At 70.1% G+C, this 16,507-nt stretch carries 16 protein-coding genes and 2 pseudogenes; 6 read left to right on the forward strand and 12 right to left on the reverse strand.

Annotation, left to right across the window (positions count from 1 at the left end):
- Positions 1-194 (reverse strand): annotated as a pseudogene (locus D7Y13_RS47165) (hypothetical protein); the annotation flags it as partial.
- A gap of 76 nt (positions 195-270) precedes the next feature.
- Here D7Y13_RS47165 and D7Y13_RS24180 point away from each other — a divergent pair.
- The 4 genes from D7Y13_RS24180 (at position 271) to pdxA (ending at position 4,557) form a co-directional block, all read left to right on the forward strand.
- Positions 271-1,290 carry an alpha/beta fold hydrolase gene (locus D7Y13_RS24180; protein WP_120536091.1) on the forward strand — a complete coding sequence of 340 codons (1,020 nt, stop codon included), beginning with the start codon at positions 271-273 and terminating at the stop codon, positions 1,288-1,290.
- Between the two features lie 186 nt (positions 1,291-1,476).
- Positions 1,477-2,478 (forward strand): peptidylprolyl isomerase, encoded by a 1,002-nt coding sequence (locus D7Y13_RS24185; protein ID WP_120536092.1) that lies wholly within the window; start codon positions 1,477-1,479, stop codon positions 2,476-2,478.
- Between the two features lie 61 nt (positions 2,479-2,539).
- Positions 2,540-3,511, forward strand: coding sequence for a peptidylprolyl isomerase (locus tag D7Y13_RS24190; protein ID WP_120585177.1), 972 nt, complete (start codon positions 2,540-2,542; stop codon positions 3,509-3,511).
- A complete protein-coding gene (gene pdxA, locus D7Y13_RS24195; RefSeq protein WP_233595827.1) occupies positions 3,508-4,557 on the forward strand; it encodes a 4-hydroxythreonine-4-phosphate dehydrogenase PdxA in 1,050 nt (349 codons plus the stop codon). The genes D7Y13_RS24190 and pdxA overlap by 4 nt, the downstream gene beginning before the upstream one ends.
- Here pdxA and D7Y13_RS24200 read toward each other — a convergent pair.
- The 6 genes from D7Y13_RS24200 to D7Y13_RS24225 form a co-directional block, all read right to left on the reverse strand.
- On the reverse strand, positions 4,481-4,792 hold the full coding sequence (locus D7Y13_RS24200) for a hypothetical protein (protein WP_120585185.1): 312 nt from the start codon (positions 4,790-4,792) through the stop codon (positions 4,481-4,483). The genes pdxA and D7Y13_RS24200 overlap by 77 nt on opposite strands.
- Before the next feature lie 78 nt (positions 4,793-4,870).
- Positions 4,871-5,353 (reverse strand): SRPBCC family protein, encoded by a 483-nt coding sequence (locus tag D7Y13_RS24205; protein ID WP_120536095.1) that lies wholly within the window; start codon positions 5,351-5,353, stop codon positions 4,871-4,873.
- Positions 5,350-5,694 (reverse strand): ArsR/SmtB family transcription factor, encoded by a 345-nt coding sequence (locus D7Y13_RS24210; RefSeq protein WP_120585178.1) that lies wholly within the window; start codon positions 5,692-5,694, stop codon positions 5,350-5,352. Before D7Y13_RS24210 ends, D7Y13_RS24205 begins: the two co-directional genes overlap by 4 nt.
- A gap of 43 nt (positions 5,695-5,737) precedes the next feature.
- Positions 5,738-7,288, reverse strand: coding sequence for an AgmX/PglI C-terminal domain-containing protein (locus tag D7Y13_RS45300; RefSeq protein ID WP_147444447.1), 1,551 nt, complete (start codon positions 7,286-7,288; stop codon positions 5,738-5,740).
- A gap of 214 nt (positions 7,289-7,502) precedes the next feature.
- Entirely contained in the window at positions 7,503-8,588 is a 1,086-nt protein-coding gene (locus tag D7Y13_RS24220; RefSeq protein ID WP_120536098.1) for an aldo/keto reductase, read from the reverse strand.
- Between the two features lie 151 nt (positions 8,589-8,739).
- Positions 8,740-9,348: a thioredoxin domain-containing protein gene (locus D7Y13_RS24225; RefSeq protein ID WP_120585179.1), complete on the reverse strand. Its 609-nt coding sequence runs from the start codon at positions 9,346-9,348 to the stop codon at positions 8,740-8,742.
- Positions 9,349-9,485: 137 nt separating this feature from the next.
- Here D7Y13_RS24225 and D7Y13_RS24230 point away from each other — a divergent pair, with 137 nt between their 5' ends.
- Together D7Y13_RS24230 and D7Y13_RS24235 are read left to right on the forward strand one after the other, a co-directional pair.
- Positions 9,486-10,382: an SMP-30/gluconolactonase/LRE family protein gene (locus tag D7Y13_RS24230; protein WP_120585180.1), complete on the forward strand. Its 897-nt coding sequence runs from the start codon at positions 9,486-9,488 to the stop codon at positions 10,380-10,382.
- On the forward strand, positions 10,379-11,512 hold the full coding sequence (locus tag D7Y13_RS24235; RefSeq protein WP_120585181.1) for a putative porin: 1,134 nt from the start codon (positions 10,379-10,381) through the stop codon (positions 11,510-11,512). The genes D7Y13_RS24230 and D7Y13_RS24235 overlap by 4 nt, the downstream gene beginning before the upstream one ends.
- A 94-nt stretch (positions 11,513-11,606) precedes the next feature.
- On the opposite strand, the gene D7Y13_RS24240 is transcribed toward D7Y13_RS24235, so the two are convergent.
- From D7Y13_RS24240 to D7Y13_RS24260, 5 genes and pseudogenes are all read right to left on the reverse strand, one after another.
- Positions 11,607-13,043, reverse strand: a complete 1,437-nt coding sequence (locus D7Y13_RS24240; RefSeq protein ID WP_199732899.1) for a DUF2079 domain-containing protein — start codon at positions 13,041-13,043, stop codon at positions 11,607-11,609.
- A 64-nt stretch (positions 13,044-13,107) separates the two neighbouring features.
- Positions 13,108-13,728, reverse strand: coding sequence for a DUF1360 domain-containing protein (locus D7Y13_RS24245; protein WP_120585182.1), 621 nt, complete (start codon positions 13,726-13,728; stop codon positions 13,108-13,110).
- 65 nt (positions 13,729-13,793) lie between these two features.
- Positions 13,794-14,816: a zinc-dependent alcohol dehydrogenase family protein gene (locus D7Y13_RS24250; protein ID WP_120585183.1), complete on the reverse strand. Its 1,023-nt coding sequence runs from the start codon at positions 14,814-14,816 to the stop codon at positions 13,794-13,796.
- Between the two features lie 52 nt (positions 14,817-14,868).
- Complete coding sequence (locus tag D7Y13_RS24255; protein ID WP_120536104.1) at positions 14,869-15,729, reverse strand: GIN domain-containing protein; 861 nt, start codon at positions 15,727-15,729, stop codon at positions 14,869-14,871.
- A 15-nt stretch (positions 15,730-15,744) separates the two neighbouring features.
- A pseudogene (locus tag D7Y13_RS24260) lies at positions 15,745-16,507 on the reverse strand (hypothetical protein); the annotation flags it as partial.

Consider the following 16,507-nt stretch of genomic DNA (forward strand, 5'->3'; position numbering starts at 1 on the left):
CCCACCAACCGCACCCGGTGCTGTTCCATCACCTTCAAGGCACCCAGGAGGGTATCTGTGGGAAAAACTGTGGCAATGAAGGTCGAAACCACTTCCTTGAAACCCCGGCCCTGCCCCATTTCTGCGACCTCCCAGCGAATACCTCGTACCTCCTGCAACTGTCCTGCCGTCCCATGAAAGTCCCTGTGCGACACGGCGGCATCGTCTGGCGGTCGGGCGTAGAATGAGAAGGTGACATCACGACAGGCAGCGGCACCCCGGTTGAGCCGGATGGCGGACCTCTTCACGCGAGCAGTCGAGCGCGGCAAGGAGGGGTTGCTGACACTGAGCTTCAAGCCGGATGAGCTCTACCGGGTGCCCACGGACGACGGGGCCGCCATCGCGCTGGGGCGCTACCACCCGCGCGGCGAGCGCCGGTACGCGGAGCCCGTCATCCTGTGCCACGGGCTGGGAGCCAACCGCTTCCACATGGACTTCAACGAGCAGTACAGCCTGGCGCGCTACCTGGCCCGGGCGGGGTTCGAGACCTGGGTCATCGAGCTGCGCGGCCGGGGGCTCGCCGGGGCGTGCGCCGACTGGAATTTTGATGATCAGGCGGAACACGATGTGAGAACTGCTTTGCGCACGGTGATGTCCACCGGTGCCCAGCAGGTCCTCTGGGTGGGCCACTCCAAGGGCGGCCTGATGCTCTACGCCCACCTGGCGAAGAACCCCCAGGCGCCGGTGAAGGCGGGGGTGGCCCTGGGCGCGCCGTTCACCTTCGCGGTGCAGCCGGGCCTGCGCGCCTTCGTCCAGCGAGTGGAGCCGCTGCTCAAGCTGAAGGTCATCCCCACCCGCCGCGTCACCAGCATCGCCTTCTTCGGGGCGCCGCCGGGGCCGCTCACCCGGTACATGATGCTGGCGGAGAACATGGATCCGCAGGTGGTGCGCTGGGCGCTGGCCAACGTGCCGGCGGACATCGCGGGCGGCGTGGGACGGCAGTTCGCCCGGTGGATCGTCTCCAGCAAGTTCACCTCCTATGACGGCGAGTTCGACTACCGCGAGCCGCTGGCCGGGGTGCGCATCCCCTTCCTGTTGATCGCCGGCAGCCGGGACCTGCTCGCGCCGCCCCTGGCGGTGGCCCGGGCGAAGGAGCACCTGGGCGGGCCGGTGAAGATGCTGGTCGCCGGGCGCGGCCACGGCTTCGCGGAGGACTATGGCCACGCGGACCTGGTGCTGGGCCGAAAGGCGCCGGATGAAATCTTCCCCCAGGTGGAGGCCTTCCTGACGTCCAACGCGACGAAGCTCTAGGGGCGCCGCCCCCAGGCTCCAAGCCTCCCCGTGGGTTGTCGGGGCCCCGACGCCGTGCTACCCGGAAGCCCGTCCCATGGGCCCATCCGTTCGCTTCCCATCCCGGCCGTGACGTCCCGCTTGAAAGCCCCGCGGCCCGGCACCACCGTGGAAGGTCCCCCGCTGTCCTCCCCGAGGCCTCCGCGCATGCGTCCTGCTTCCCTCCGCGCCTCCCTGCTGTCCTGGTCCGCCGCCCTGGTGCTTGGCGCCGGCGTGCTGGGCTCCGCCGGCTGCCGTCCGCCGACGCAGGAGGGCCCGGACCCCGCGGTGGTCGCCACCGTGAACGGCGAGTCGCTCAGCCGCGCGGACTTCGAACAGGAGCTGGGCCGGGAGCTGGCGACCACCGAAGGGCCCGAACCCACGCCTGAAGAGGTGGAGCCCTTCAAGCGCGCGCTCGTGGACACGCTGGTGAAGCGGATGCTGCTGCTCCAGGCGGCCAAGCAGAACAACATCGCGGTGACGCCCGAAGAGGTGGACCGGGGCGTGCTGCGGCTGTCGGGCGACTACCCGGCCGGCAACTTCAACGAGGTGCTCGCCCAGGGCCAGTTGTCCATGGCGGAGCTGCGCGCGCGCGAGGCCAGCCGGCTCACCATCGAGAAGCTCTTCACCCACCACGTCTATTCGCGCGTGGCGGTGACGGAGGAGGAGTTGCGCGCGTACTACGCGGCGCACGAGGCGGACTTCCAGGAGCCGGAGGAGGTCCACGCGGCGCAGATGGTGGTGAAGGGCCTGGACGAGGCGCGCCGGCTCCAGGTGCAGCTCAAGGCCGGCAAGAAGTTCTCCGACCTGGCGCGGCGCTATTCGCTCAGCGCGGACGCCAAGGTGGGCGGGGACCTGGGCTTCTTCCCCCGGGGACAGATGCCGCCGGCCTTCGACGAGGTGGTATTCAAGCTGGGGGTGGGGCAGGTTTCGGACGTGGTGTCCACGGAGTACGGCTACCACCTGTTCAAGGTGCTGGAGCGCAGGGCGGCGAGGAAGCGGGAGCTGGTGGAGGTCCGCTCCAAGGTGGAGGCGCGCTTGCTGGAGACCAAGCGGGCGCAAGCGCAGGAGGCCTTCGAGAAGGACCTGCGCGAGAAGGCCCAGGTGGTGGTGAACGAGGCCACGCTGCAGACCATCCGCGGGCGGCCGGCGCCGCAGGCGGCGAAGTGAAGGACTTTTCCGGGGGCCTGCCGGTTGGCCGTCCCGGGGTTTCGTGGAGAGGGTCGTTGCGATGAAGAACCTGGTGGCGTTCCTGGCGGCGGTGATGCTCCTGGCGGGCGGTACGTCCGCGCGCGCGGAGCTGGTGGACAGGGTGGCGGCGGTGGTGAACCGCGACGTCATCGCCCTGTCGGAAGTGCAGCTGCGGGCCGCGCCGGAGCTTCAGCGCATCAACTCCGAAGTGGACCCGCGCAAGCGCACCGAGGCCCGCGCTCAGCTCATGAAGAGCGCGCTGGACACGCTCATCGGCGAGAAGCTGATGGAGACGGAGGTGCAGCAGCTGGGCATCACCACCACGGACGCGGAGGTCGATGAGCTGGTGCAGGACGTGCTCAAGCAGAACAACGTCCCGGACATGAAGCAGTTCGAACAGATGCTCGTGAACGAGGGCTACACGCTCGCCAGCTACAAGGACATGCTGCGCAAGCGCGTGGTGCGCGACAAGCTCTTGCGCATGAAGGTGGGCCCCAAGGTGAAGGTCACCGAGGAGGACCTCAAGGCCGCGTATACCCAGTACACGCGCATGGAGAGCGAGGACGTGGAGGTGCACGCCCGCCACATCCTGGTGCAGGTGGACGCCAAGGCCACGCCGGAGCAGGTGGCCGCCGCGAAGCAGAAGGCGGAGGGCATCGCGAAGGAGGCCCGCCGTGAGGGCATGGACTTCTCCGCCCTGGCGCGCGCCCGCAGCGAGGGCCCCAGCGCGGCGGATGGCGGTGACCTGGGCTACTTCAAGCGCGGCGTGATGGTGCCCGCGTTCGAGAAGGCCGCCTTCAACCTCAAGCAGGGCGAGGTGAGCGAGCCCATCCGCACCAACTTCGGCTGGCACATCCTGAAGGTGGAGGAGCGCCGCAACGTCGCGGTGGCCTCCTTCGAGGAGATGAAGCCCAAGCTGGAGTCCAAGCTCCTCTCCGAGAAGACGGAGAAGTTCCTGGAGCAGTACGTCCAGGAGCTGCGCTCCAAGGCCAACGTCGAAGTGAAGATGTGAAGAGCGCCCCGGTGGCCACGACGCCCGCGCTGCCTCGCGTGGGCATCTCGCTGGGGGACGTGTCGGGCATCGGGCCGGAGGTGACGGCCCTGGCGCTGGCACGCCCCGCGGTGCGCCGCGCGCTGGTGCCGGTGGTGTTCGGGGACGGGCCCACGCTGGAGGGCTTCCCCCTCTTCCGCCGCTTTCCGCGCGTGCCCCTGGAGGAGCTGGGGCGCACGACGGGGCCGGCGGTGGTGGAGGTGACGCGGCTTGCACAGAAGCACCGCGTGCCGGGCAAGCCTTCACGCGAGGGTGGCCGCGCGCAGTACGCGTACGTGCGGGCCGCCATCGACGCGATGCGCGCGGGCACGGTGGACGCGCTGTGCACGGCGCCGGTGTCGAAAGAGGAGATTTCGCGCGCGGGCATCCCCTTCATGGGCCACACGGAGGTGCTGGCGGACGCGTTCGGCGTGGACGTGTTGATGATGATGGACGGGCCGCGCGTGCGCATCGCGCTGGCGACGAACCACGTCCCCATCTCCGCGCTGCCGAAGCTCTTGACGGTGGAGAAGCTGGTGGCGCAGCTCCAGTTGTTGTCGCGCAGCCTGGAGCCGGTGGTGGGTCGCAAGCCGCGCATCGCCGTGCTGGGGCTCAACCCCCACGCGGGCGAGGGCGGGATGCTGGGGCGCGAGGAGGTGGAGGTGATTGGTCCCGCCATCCGCCGCGCACGCGCCAAGCGGGTGGATGCGCACGGGCCCATTCCCGCGGACGGCCTGTTCGCCCGGCCCGACGAGGTGGGCGCGAAGTACGACGTGGTGCTGGCCATGTACCACGACCAGGGACTCATCCCGGCCAAGGCGCTGGACTTCGAGCGCACGGTGAACGTGACGCTGGGACTGCCGGTGCCACGCACGTCGCCGGACCACGGCACCGCCTATGCGATTGCCGGCACGGGCACCGCGAGCTGCGTGCCCATGATGGAAGCGCTGCTCAAGGCCGCCCGACTTTCGCGCGGACCTGGAGCAGGTGCTTCGCCAGGTCCTCGCCGTCCGCCAACGGGTCGATGAGCTTCGCGTGCGTCCCCTTCGCCGTGGCGTCGGGGACGACCAGCGTGGTGACCAAGCCCGTGGGGCAGTGACCCAGACAGGACGCGGGGATGAGCTGGGTTTCGCCTGCGAGCCCGTGCGTCTTCAGCGCTTCGCGCACGCGGCGCGGCAGGTCCGCCCCACCCGCCTCCACCGGCAGCCGCACCAGGCAGCGGTAGCACAGGTGCACCTCGGTGGGGTCTGGACCCTCCGGCATCGGAGGCGCGCGCTTCGTCATGACCCGGAGAGGATAAACGCCTCCGGGACGCGGTGCTGACGGTTCCTCCGTGAAGGGTCAGCGCTGGAAGCGCTTCGAGAGCTTGCCGAGCTGGCTCTCCAGCCCCTGGGACGCCCTCTTCGTCCACTCCTCGCTGTGCATGGCGTCGGACGTCACGACCATCCGCACGGCCTGCCCGTTCGGGTGGAGCTCCACCAGCGTGGAGACGTCATACGGCGCGACGCCCTGGATGAAGTCCACCACGGTCGTGTACCCGAGCCGGCGCTGGGGGGTGACTTCCGAGTAGGTGAGCCGGGCTTCGCTGGTGAGGGGCAGGCCCGCCTGCTTCATGCCGGCCACCTGATCCGGCGCGGTCGCCGTCATCGCGTAGCGCATCAAGCCGCCAGCTCGCAGGTCGAGTTCGTGGACCGTCACGGAGAAGCCTTCCGGACCCCACCAGGACTCGATGCCGTCCTTCGTCGTCCACAGCTCCCAGACGTCCTCCAGGGGCGCGGTGTACGTGCGTTCAAACGTGATGCGCTTCGTGGCGTTCGCGGTCATGGCTCTTCCTTCCGGGGTTTGGCCATGCGCGCCTTCTGCTTCCGTTCCAGCGCCTCGCCGAACCGGTCGAGGCGGGCCTCCCAGAGAACGCGATACCGGGTCACCCAGGCATCGAGTTCCTGGAAGCGCTCCGGACGCAGCGAGTACAGCCGCTTCGTTCCCTCGGGGCGGACCTGGACGAAGCCCGCCTCCTGGAGGATGCGCAGGTGCCGTGAGACGCCCGACTGGTGGATGTCCACCCGGTCGACGATGTCGTTCACGGCGTGCTCGCCGCCCCTCAGCGCCTCGACGATGAGCAGGCGCGTGGGGTCGGCCAGGGTCTGGAAGACGTCAACATGCATGGCTGTATATATTCATACCTATGCATATTGTGCTTGTCCAGTCCTAGAAGACGAAGGGGAAGCGCACGGGGCCGTCCATGGCCACGCGGTGCACGGGGAATTTCCAGCCGCGCACCCGGTCCTCGACGCAGCCGGCGAGCGGCGAGCCGCGCAGGGACTCGGTCTCCATGGCCACGCCGGACACGCTGCCGGAAGTGTCCACCGACCAGCGCACCTGGAAGCGGCCGCCGTTCTCCAGGGCCGTGCCCGCCTTGAAGTTCTGGACGCAGGCGGCGATGGCCGGCTGGTTCGTGAGGACAACGCTGCTCACGTCGGAGGGAGACAGGCGCTCGGGGCCGGCGGCGCTGGGGGCCGGCGGGATGTAGACGGTCTTCTCCGGGGCCTGCTTCGACGCCTGCGCCTGGGCGGACTCCGCCTCTTCGGTGAAGCCCATCTCCCGGGCGAAGTCCTCGTCGAACTCCGACCCCGGCGGCGTGGCCTCCTCGGCCTCCGCGGCGGCGGCGGCCTGGCGGGCCTGCTCGATCTCCTCGGCGGAGATCTCCCGGCCGAAGGACAGCTCGCGGACCTCGCCCGTGTCCTCCGGCTCCTCGAGGGTCGCGGCGCGCGGGGCCACGGCGACCTTCTTCTTCGTCACGGAGGCGGTCGCCGTGGGCGCCTGCGCGTCTGGGGCCAGCGTGTGCAGGCCGGTGGTCAGGCCCACGTTCGCCGGGCCAGAGAGCACGGGCGCGTTCGGCGTAAGGGACTGCGCGGCGCGCTGGGCCTCCGTGAGCGCGGACGTGCCCACCGTGCTGGAGACGGACGCGGCGGCCTGCTGGAAGTCATTGGACGGCTGCCAGGCCGGGTTGCCCACGACGCTTTGCGAGTTCGTGGCGACCTGCGTGCCCGGGGTGGCCGTGGCGACCTGACGCGAACCCGTGGCTTGCACGGACTGCGTGAAGGAACCCGTGTCCTGCACCGTGGCCGCCTGCTGATCATTTCCCGAGGTCAGCCGCACACCCGCGACGACGAGCAGGCCCGCAGCGAGCGCGCCCATGGCCACGGCGCTGACGAAGGAGAGGGGATTCATCCCCAGGATGCGCGTGGAGACGTCCGCGATGGCCGGGGGCGGAGCCTCCGGGGCCGGCGCTTCGTAGGGCACCCACGGCTGCGGCGAATAGGCCGCGGCCGGAGAGCCGGGCGGGGCCCAGACATCCGCTTGCGGCGCGCTGCCCCACGACGCGGCGTTGTCGGAGGACGGCGATTCCTCGGCGCGCAGCCACTCCGGGATGACGAAGTTCGCGGCCTCGTCCGAAAGCGACATCGGGGCTTCCGTGTCGTCGTTGGAGGGCTGCGGCAGCGACTCCAGCCACGACTCTTCCGTGGAGGCCAGGTCGAGCAGCGCGCGCATGGAGCCGGTCGCCGCGACCTCCTGCGCGTCGTCAATGTCGATGTCGATGTCTTGAGAAGGACCGGAGAAGAGCGCGCGATCCAGGCACGCATCCAGCTCCGCATCGAAGGTTTCGGAGTCGTGGGAGAAGCCCGCACCGCCCGAGGAAACCGGAGTGCCGACACCCTGCGCACGCAACTGCCCGTCACCCGTCAGAAGCTCGCTCACGCCACCCTCCCGCCGCCCTTACCGCGCCAGACCACCGACCCACCCGACTGCCAGGGGACCGATACTAGGAACGGCCCCCGTTCGCGCTACCGCGAGCGTCATGTCGTGAACGCTCCGGCCGCCGTTTTCCCGTTGGCACGGGCTGAAACGTACGGCCTCGCACTCCACACTGTGGGCCCCTGTACGGACGGGGCCCGGGTTTCCACCGCTCGGATCAGTAACGCGGGGTGCCCGGCTTCGGCGCCATGCCTCCCGCCGGGGCCTGGACACCGTTCACCCTCAGCCCCGCGTGCATGAAGGCCGAGGCGTTCTCCAGGAAGGCCGACGGGAAGTTGAGCGTGGGCTTGGAGAGGTCATCCAGCGCCTTCACCTGTTCGGGCGTGAGCTTCACGTCCAGCGCGCCCAGGTTGTTGTCCAACTGCTCCAGCGTGCGCGCGCCCAGGATGGTGGACGCCACGCCCGGGCGGTTCTGCACCCAGGCCAGCGCCACGCGCGCCACCGTGGAGGCCTGCTCCTTCGCCACGCGCTGGAGCAGGTCGATGAGGTCGTAGGTCTTTTCGTTGAGCGAACTCTCCGCCCACGCGCCCCGGTCCGCCTTCTGCTTGCCCGCGTTCTGGCGCGTGTACTTGCCGCTGAGCGCCCCGCTGCGCAGCGGCGACCACGGCGTCACGCCCAGCCCCAGCTCCAGCGCCATGGGGATGAGCTCACCTTCCACCGTGCGCTCCAGCAGCGAGTATTCGATCTGCAATGCCACCAGTGGCGCCCAGCCCCGGAACATCGCCGTCACCTGCGCCTGCGCCACCTTCCATGCCGGCGTGTCGGAGAAGCCCACGTAGCGGACCTTGCCCGAGCGCACGAGGTCATCCAGCGCGCGCATCGTCTCCTCGATGGGCGTGTTCGCGTCCCAGGCGTGCATCCAGTACAGGTCGATGTAGTCCGTCTGGAGCCGGCGCAGCGATTCCTCGCACGCGGCCATCACCGACTTGCGGTTCGCGCCTCCGCCGTTCGGATCCTTCTCGAAGAGGTTGCCGAAGAACTTGGTGGCGATGACCACCCGGTCGCGCTTCGCGGGGTCCTTGCCCAGGTGGTCCCCGATGATCTTCTCCGAGTGGCCGAACGTGTACACGTTCGCCGTGTCGATGAAGTTGCCGCCCCGCTCGATGAAGCGGTCCATGATGGAGTTGGACGTCTGCACGCTGCTGCCCCACCCCAGGTCTTCGCCAAACGTCATGGCCCCCAGGCAGAAGGGACTGACGCGCAGGCCGGAGCGGCCCAGGGTGACGTAGTGATCGAGCGACATGGAAGGGCTCCCCCGCGAAGAAGGTGGCACGGACGAAAGGCGCGCGGAGCCAATCCCAGACGCTCCACCGCGCCAACAGCTCCCGCCTCCGGACGTCCGACGCGGAACAACGCCGCGACCGCATCCGCCTTCCGCAGGACATCCGCGCGCTTCAGCGGGTCGCGGTCGTCGGAGGGTCCTCCAGCGCGCAGCCATACACGGGCGTGTCGCGCCCCTCTCCGCCTTCACGCAGCACGCGCTCCAGCGCCGTGCGCCCCGGGCTGTCTCCCACGTGTCCCCGCGCCACGGTGAGGCCTCCACTGAAGCGCAGGTGGCCGTCCGCGCCGTAGAGCACCACGTGTCCGGAGGTCGTCGCACCGAAGCGCTTCGCCTCCACGCCGCCAGGGTCCTTCAGCACCGTGACGCCGGGGATGCTCGCGGCGGCGCGCCACAGCTCTCCCTGCTCCCAGCCGTCCTCCAATCCCTCCGGACGCATGAACAGGACGAACGCATCCGCGCGCCCGTCCGCGTGCGCCATCAACGCCTGCAGCTCCGCCACGCTGGCCCGCGTGCAGGGACACTTCGGGTGCGCGAGCATCACCAGCACGGGCCGCCCGGCCTGACGCGTCAGCGGCGTCCCCTCCGGCCACCGCGCCACCATCGCCTGCGCGACCCCGGGCGTGAACGAGTACCGGGCCAATGTCACGAGCCCCGTGACGATGACGCCCAGCCACAGCACGCCCGCGAGCACGAGCCATCCCCGAGTGGAAGGTCTCTTCATGCGAGGTGTCTCCACGAAGGAGCGACGCTACCGACTCCCTCCCCGCGCCGGCAGGTCCCCTCCCCGGAGTCCAGGGCAGTGTCCGGCCCGTGAAGGGCCGTGCCGAGCGTGTCCAATCCGCGATAAAGGGAGTGTCCATGCGAATCCTCTTCCCTGCCCTGCTGGGCATGACGCTGGCCGCCGTGGGTTGCTCGTCGGGCGAAGTGATGGAGCCCTGGGACGGGCCGACCGTGGAGCGTGGCCCCACGACCATCAGCGTGGATGGCGACCCCAACGGCCTCTGGTGGGACGCGGAGAGCGCGACGCTCTTCATGGCCGACGACGAGAACAACCGCGTGCTGCGCTACCGTGATGGCGAGGGCATCTCGCTGGTCGCGGACCTGCCCTCCGCGCCCGCCGACGGTCCGGGCCTGGGTGCGCTGGCGCGGCTCGCGGACGGCACGCTGGTGGTGGTGCGCTTCGGCGGTGGCACCGCGGGCGACGTCGTCTATGTCCGCCCGGATGGCACCTCCGCGAAGGTGCCCAACCTGCCGCCCGAGCGCCGCCGCATCGGCATCACCGTCACGGCGGACGGGCAGCTGCTGGACGGCTACTTCGTGCGCAACAACAACGTGAACGTGGGCAGCGTGGCCCGGCTCACCCTGGACGGCACCGAGCAGGAAGTGGTGGGCGCGCTCCAGAAGCCCGTGGGCGTGCTCGCCGTGGGTGAGACGCTGTTCATCTCCGACCAGCTCGCGGGCAAGGTGTACCGCGCGCCGCTGTCCAACCCGTCGCAGTTGGTGCCGTTCGCCACGCTGCCCAGCCCGGACCTGCTGGCCACCGGCCCCGGTGACACGCTGCTCACCGGCAGCCGCGACGGCACCGTGCTGAGCATCCGCCCGTCGGGCGAGGTGCGCGTGCTGGCCGGTGGCTTCCAGCAGCCGCACGGCATCGCGTACGACGCGAAGAACAAGCGCATCTTCGTGGCGGACCATGACGGCGACCCGTCCAACGGCACCACGCACACCCTGCGCATCCTCCCCATCGACGAATGACCCGCCCGCTCACGCTCGCCGCACTGGCCCTCCTGACCGCGTCAGGTGCGCGCGCGCAGGGGCCGTTCATCACGCCCACGCTCGTGGGCGAGGTGGACTACCGCGTCCACGCCGATGACATCGAGGGCCATGACGGCTTCACGCTCGCGCGTTTGCGGATGGGGGCCCGGGGACAGCCCGTGCCGTGGCTCGTCGCCGTGGGCACCGCGGAGTGGGCGCAGGAGAAGCCCGCGCTGCTCGACGCGTACGTGGACCTGCTGATCATCACCGGGCTGCGTCTGTCCATCGGCTACGCGAAGACGCCGCTGTTCCCCGCCGGGCGCGACCAGAGCATCGAAACGCTGCCCATTCCGGAGCTGCCCCTGGTGACGCAGGCGTTCTGGGCCCGGCGCGACCTGGGCCTGGAGGCGCAGTGGACGCCCGCGTCGCTGCCCCTGGAAGGATGGCTGCGATTGGGCAATGGCTCCGGCAGCCCGCTGGGCAACGACAACGCCTCGCCTTCCGTGGACGCGCGTCTGGACGTGCACCACGGCGGGCTGCGCCTGGGCGCGGGCGCGCACGTGGAGGACGCGTTCGACCGGCCCGGCATCGGCGGGCGGCTGCCGCAGAACTTCCTCTTCTACCGACCGCCGCCGGTGTCCGGCTACCGCACCGTGACGGAGGCCCATGGCCGGATGGACGCGGGGCCCGTGCGCGTGGACGTGCAGGCGGCGGCCGCGTGGGAGCACCGCTCGCGGGACACGGACGGGAATCCGGCCACGCCTCGCGAATCGCTGCCCACGCTGCGCAGCCAGGGCCTGGGCGTGGAGGCATCGTGGGTGCTGCGCGGCCAGCCTCGCGAAGGCAACCAGTGGCCCCAGGCGCTCGCGGGCGTGGGTTCGGAGGGCATCCCTTCCGGTTCGCTGGAGGTGGCCGCGCGCATGGAGCGGCTGTGGCTGGGGCGCGGCGCGGCGGACGTGGAGCCCGGGGGTGCGACGGGCGGAGCGCTGAGCTTCCGCTGGTGGGTCACCGGCTTCCTGGGCGTGGGCGTCGCGGGCTACGTGAACCACTACGACACCCCGCCCGTGGAAGAGCCCACGCGGGACTGGACGTACCTGGCGCTGCTGCGCACCACGGTCAGCCTGCACTGAACCGTCGTCAGCGGTGGTGCGCGTCGCCTGGGAACGGCTGAAGCAACGCCGGGGCAGGATGGGACGTGCGCCCGCGCAAGCGGGGCACAATGCCTCAACGCACGACGGTGAAGCGCCCCCGCGCGAGGAAGACGTGCGCATCGTCGATGAGCACCTGGGTGTCCGGCTGGGAGCGCCACAGGTCGATGAGTTCGCCCAGTCGCTCCGGGGTGACGGGCGCGGGAATGCCCAGGGGCGGCTTCTCCACCAGCACCAGGTCGTAGATGAGGACCCCATCCGGCTGGGGCCCACCCACCATGTAGATGTCGTCCCGCGAAGCCACATCCGGCACGAGGTTGCCGCCGAGCAGAACCTTGCCCCCTTGGTTCACGGCGAGGACGTCCTTCGCGCGCTGAAGGGCATCCAGGCGTGCGGGCGTGGCCGGGCAGTGCGCGGGAAGGGACTCCGAACGGGAGACGCTGCGCCATGAAGAGCGCAGGAGGTTCTGGTTGGTGGTGAAGAGCAGCACGCCGGTGGTGAGCAACACCCAGGGCGGCGGGCCACGCCGGAGCAGCAGTGGCAGCAGGGCCATGAGCGCGGCGGCCATGAGCGGGGCGCCGTACTGGGCGCGCCACGCCATGCCCAGAAAGCGGATGCCAATCATGGGCAGCAGCAGTGACAGCCACACCCAATCCGGCTTCCACTTCTGACGCCAGGCCCAGAGGCCCACGGGGATGAAGACGGTGAGCAGGGTGCCGATGCGCCGCAGGTGTTCGAGCGCGAAACGCTCGGCCAGATACGCGCCCAGCCCCTGGCCCGCTGTCGGCGACAGCCGCGTGCGGTAGTTCACGGTCTCGCCCCACAACGCGGAGCGCCCGAAGAACACGAACGCGAGCCACGCCACCGATAGCGTGAACACCCACAGCGCGATGCGACGCTCGCCCCGGAGCCAGAGCCCGCCAGCGAGCATCAGGCCCACGAAGGCGAACTCCTCCTTGCAGGCGAACAGCAACACCAGCGCGGCGAACATCCACCCCGTGCGCCGCAAGCAGTACGCCACCGCGAACCACGTCCACGGGAGCATGGCCCACGTGGTGGGGTGGATGGGATAGATGAGCGCCGCCAGCGTGCCGGTGTTGAAGAGCAGCACGGCGCCCAGGAACACAGTGGAAGCCCGGTCCAGCAGGCCGCGCACGTAGAGCCACACGAGCGGCGCGAGCGACAGCACGACGAACAAGGCCTCCGCCAACAGCCCCGCCCACATCGCTGGCAGCAGCGCGCCCAGGGGCCGGGCCAGCCACAGCACGGGATCGAAGTGGTCCGCGAAGATGAAGACCTGCCGCGCGCTGAGCCAGGGATTCGGATCGCTCAGCGACATCCGCGCCAGGGCCTGGGCGTAGATGCCCAGGTCATAGGTCGCGAAGCAGGAGCGAGCGGCCTGGAGCCACACCGGCGCCACCGCAACCACCGCCCAGAGAAGCACCAGCGCGAACAGCACCAGCAGACCGGGGAGCGCGCGGCGGGAGGAGTCGGGAGTCGGGGTGGAGGTCATCGCGAGCGCGGGTGGCGCGGCCCGTCTAGCGCATTCCCCCCATGGACTCCACCCGTGGACGGATTCAGCTTGGAGATGGAATCGGCGCGCGGCCGGACTCCACGACCTGCGGCCCACGGTCGGGGAACTGCACGGCGGCTTCGCGCTCCTGCTGCTTCTCCAACAACTGCACCTGCGCGCGCGTGCGGTGCAGGCCTTCGCCCAGCCATTCGTAGGCCCGGTGCAGGAAGAAGGACGCGGCGCTGAGCGCGAAGATGGAGGCCACGAAGCGCGTCTCGCGGGGACGCACCGTGGACGCGGCCACGAAGCCCGTCGCCACCCAGGGACTCAGGCAGAAGGGACAGTCCAACAGCTCGCCCAGCGCGCGGCGGGGCCCTTCGCCCCGCGCCTTCTCCACCACCTCGCCCGCGGTGCTGTCGGAATCGAAGCGCACGAACGGCGCGCGCAGCGGGCTCGTCACCTTGTCCAGCGCCACCAGCCGCGTCACCGCGTGCGTCGCGATGCCGAACAGCGCCAGGTCCTTCCAGCCCAGGCGCTCCGGCAACCGCCGCCCGGATGCGCCCATCCATCCCAGGAACCCGAGCATCGACGTGCCGAACGTCCCGATGAGCGCCGCGTACGAGCCCAGCGGGTGGTGCTCCGAGTCATAGCCGGCGAACGGTCCCGTCTCCTGAAGCGCTTTCATGCGGTGGGCAGCCTCCGTGTTCCGCCAAAGCTGTGCACTCCCCCGCGTTCCAAGCATCCAGGCAGTCAGGCCCGCGGGCCCTCGGCCGTGCCCGTCATGTCCAGCACCGCCGCCCCTCGCACGCGCCCCTCGCGCAGCGCCTGGAGCGCCTCGTTCGCGGCGGACAGGGGAAACACCTGCACCTCCGTGCGCACCGGCACGCGCGGCGCCAGCGCCAGGAAGTCCAACGCATCCGACCGCGTGAGGTTCGCCACCGACCGCACCACCCGCTCCTCCCACAACACCGAATAGGGAAACGAGGGGATGTCACTCATGTGGATGCCGCCGCACACCACCACGCCGCCCTTGTCCACGGCCCGCAGCGCCGCGGGCACCAGCGCGCCCACCGGGGCGAAGAGGATGGCCGCATCCAACGGCTCCGGTGGCGCCATGCCCGAACCTCCCGCCCACACCGCGCCCAGCTCGCGCGCGAACGCCTGGCCCTTCACGTCACCCTCGCGGGTGAAGGCATACACCTTGCGCCCCTGGTAGCGCGCCACCTGGATGAGGATGTGCGCGGCGGCGCCAAAACCATACAACCCCAGCCGGGGCCCCTCCCCCGCCATGCGCAGGCTGCGAAAGCCGATGAGCCCCGCGCACATCAGCGGCGCGGCCTCCACGTCCCGGAACGACGGCGGCAGCGGGAAGCAGAAGCGCGCATCCGCGACGGTGTACTCCGCGAAGCCCCCGTCCACGTCGTAGCCGGTGAAGCGCGCCGTGTCGCAGAGGTTCTCCTTCCCCGCGCGACAGAACCGGCAGTGCCCACAGCTCCACCCCAGCCACGGCACGCCCACGCGCATCCCCGGCACGAAGCCCCCCACCCGTTCACCCGCCGTCATCACCGTCGCCACGATTTCGTGGCCGGGCACCAGCGGCAGCTTCGGGCGGGTCAACTCACCGTCCACCACGTGCAGGTCGGTGCGACACACGGCGCAGGCGTGCACCTTCAACAGCACCTGCTCCGGCCCGGGCACCGGCATGGGGAGGTGCTCCTCCCTCAACGGCTGCCCGGGTGCATGGAGCACCATCGACCGCATGGTCCCCGACATCGCCTGCCTGCCTTCCCACCCGCCGCCATCGCGGGTGATGAAGACAAGGTAGTCAGTGCCAGATGACCCGACCGCTGCCGTTCACCCGCGCCTGGGTGGACAGCGCGTGGCCGAAGAGCTCCACGTTCCCCGACGCGCTGAGCATGACGACCACGCCGCCCCCGTCCACGAACGCGACGATGTTCCCCGACCCCAGCGACATGATGTCCACGTCCACGGCCTTCAGGCCCTGGGCATCCACCCGTCCGCTGCCGTCCAGACGGGCCTCCAGCCGGTGGGTCACCCCCGAGAGCGTCATGCGGCCGGAGCCATCCGTGGCGGTGCGCACCAGCTTCGCGTCGCCGGACCACCTCAGCTCCCCCGAGCTGGTCTGGGTGAGGTCCACCCACTCCGCCATTTGCGCCCCCGACGTGCACAGCTCCATGCTCCCGGAGCCGTGGAGCTTCGCATCCAGGGTGCGGGCCCCGCCGCAGAAGAACAGCGTGCCGGAGCCCTTCGTCACCAGCCGCACGTCATCCTGGCCCTGCTCGAACCCCTCCACCCGCACGCTGCCGGAGCCGTTCTGCGTGATGCCCACCACGCGAGGGAGCTGGACCTCCACGCGCGCCTGTCCCCTGGGGTTGAACTCACCGTCCGTCTCGATGAAGAGCGTCTGCCCGGCATTCACGAAGGTGCGCACGTTCGGCTGGAGGTTCGAATCGATGACGACCTTCACGTCCGCCACGTCCCCCTGTGTCACCACCACGGACAACGCGCTGTTGTTCTCCACGTTGACGAAGCCCTCCGTGACGCGCCCTTCCGTCACGGTGTCGCCGTTTCCCTGCACGTCCTCGGAGAAATAGCAGCCGGTCGTCAGACCCGCCGCGAGCACTGCCACCACCCACCGCTTCCACATGGTTCCCTCCCGATTCATGACGAAGTCCTCGCGCTACAACTGCACGCCCAGCAGCACGCCCGGCCACACGCGCACCGTGGTGCGGCCCCCGTCGGAGACGCTGCGCCACTCAGGCCCGATGCCCAGCTCCTCCCACCGGTCGCCGTTGTCCCAGGTGACCAGCGTGTTGCCGGTGACGCCGCCAATGAGCGCGAAGCGCTTCGCCACCTGCCACCCCGCCACCAGCCGCAACTGCGCGAGCACGTTCAGGCCATCGCCGTCGCGAAAGAGATTGTCGGCATGGACGCTGGTGCCAATGGCGTCCAGGTCGAAGAACAGACGTCCCGTCGGGATGTGCGTGCCGAAGCCGAAGCCCGCCACATAGCGGCGACGGTGGGTGTGGGTGCCGGGATTGAAGCCCAACGTCAGCAGCGTGTGGAAGTGCTGGCTGCCAAACTTCAACGCCACGTTCGTGTACGCGACATCGCTGGCCCACAACTGCACGTTCGCCTGACCATTGCCGATGAAGCTCAACAGTCCCAGCGCCTCGCCCTGGGACTCGCGCGCCACGTTGAGCAGTCCCAACTGCAACCCGTCCACCTTCCCCGCGATGTTGACCAGCCCCACCTGCGCGCCGGACACGTCCCCGCCCACGTTGAGCAGCGACAACTGCGCGCCCCGCAGCTCGCGCGCGTAGTTCAGGCCCGAGGAAGCCTGGAGGCCGACCATGGACGGAGCCACGTTGGCGCCCACCGAGGCCTGCACGCCCTTGAGCGCCCCACCCGCGATGTTCGCGCCCACCGTGAACTGCCCACCC

The organism is Corallococcus praedator, from assembly GCF_003612125.1.
GTDB classification, from domain to species: Bacteria; Myxococcota; Myxococcia; order Myxococcales; family Myxococcaceae; genus Corallococcus; species Corallococcus praedator.

Bases quoted from the DNA above. Each gene is read 5' to 3' on its own strand.
- D7Y13_RS24180 (WP_120536091.1), top strand. From the start codon at position 271: ATGGCGGACCTCTTCACGCGAGCAGTCGAGCGCGGCAAGGAGGGGTTG.
- D7Y13_RS24185 (WP_120536092.1), top strand. From the start codon at position 1,477: ATGCGTCCTGCTTCCCTCCGCGCCTCCCTGCTGTCCTGGTCCGCCGCC.
- D7Y13_RS24190 (WP_120585177.1), top strand. From the start codon at position 2,540: ATGAAGAACCTGGTGGCGTTCCTGGCGGCGGTGATGCTCCTGGCGGGC.
- D7Y13_RS24200 (WP_120585185.1), bottom strand. From the start codon at position 4,792: ATGCCGGAGGGTCCAGACCCCACCGAGGTGCACCTGTGCTACCGCTGC.
- D7Y13_RS24205 (WP_120536095.1), bottom strand. From the start codon at position 5,353: ATGACCGCGAACGCCACGAAGCGCATCACGTTTGAACGCACGTACACC.
- D7Y13_RS24210 (WP_120585178.1), bottom strand. From the start codon at position 5,694: ATGCATGTTGACGTCTTCCAGACCCTGGCCGACCCCACGCGCCTGCTC.
- D7Y13_RS24220 (WP_120536098.1), bottom strand. From the start codon at position 8,588: ATGTCGCTCGATCACTACGTCACCCTGGGCCGCTCCGGCCTGCGCGTC.
- D7Y13_RS24225 (WP_120585179.1), bottom strand. From the start codon at position 9,348: ATGAAGAGACCTTCCACTCGGGGATGGCTCGTGCTCGCGGGCGTGCTG.
- D7Y13_RS24230 (WP_120585180.1), top strand. From the start codon at position 9,486: ATGCGAATCCTCTTCCCTGCCCTGCTGGGCATGACGCTGGCCGCCGTG.
- D7Y13_RS24235 (WP_120585181.1), top strand. From the start codon at position 10,379: ATGACCCGCCCGCTCACGCTCGCCGCACTGGCCCTCCTGACCGCGTCA.
- D7Y13_RS24240 (WP_199732899.1), bottom strand. From the start codon at position 13,043: ATGACCTCCACCCCGACTCCCGACTCCTCCCGCCGCGCGCTCCCCGGT.
- D7Y13_RS24245 (WP_120585182.1), bottom strand. From the start codon at position 13,728: ATGAAAGCGCTTCAGGAGACGGGACCGTTCGCCGGCTATGACTCGGAG.
- D7Y13_RS24250 (WP_120585183.1), bottom strand. From the start codon at position 14,816: ATGTCGGGGACCATGCGGTCGATGGTGCTCCATGCACCCGGGCAGCCG.
- D7Y13_RS24255 (WP_120536104.1), bottom strand. From the start codon at position 15,729: ATGAATCGGGAGGGAACCATGTGGAAGCGGTGGGTGGTGGCAGTGCTC.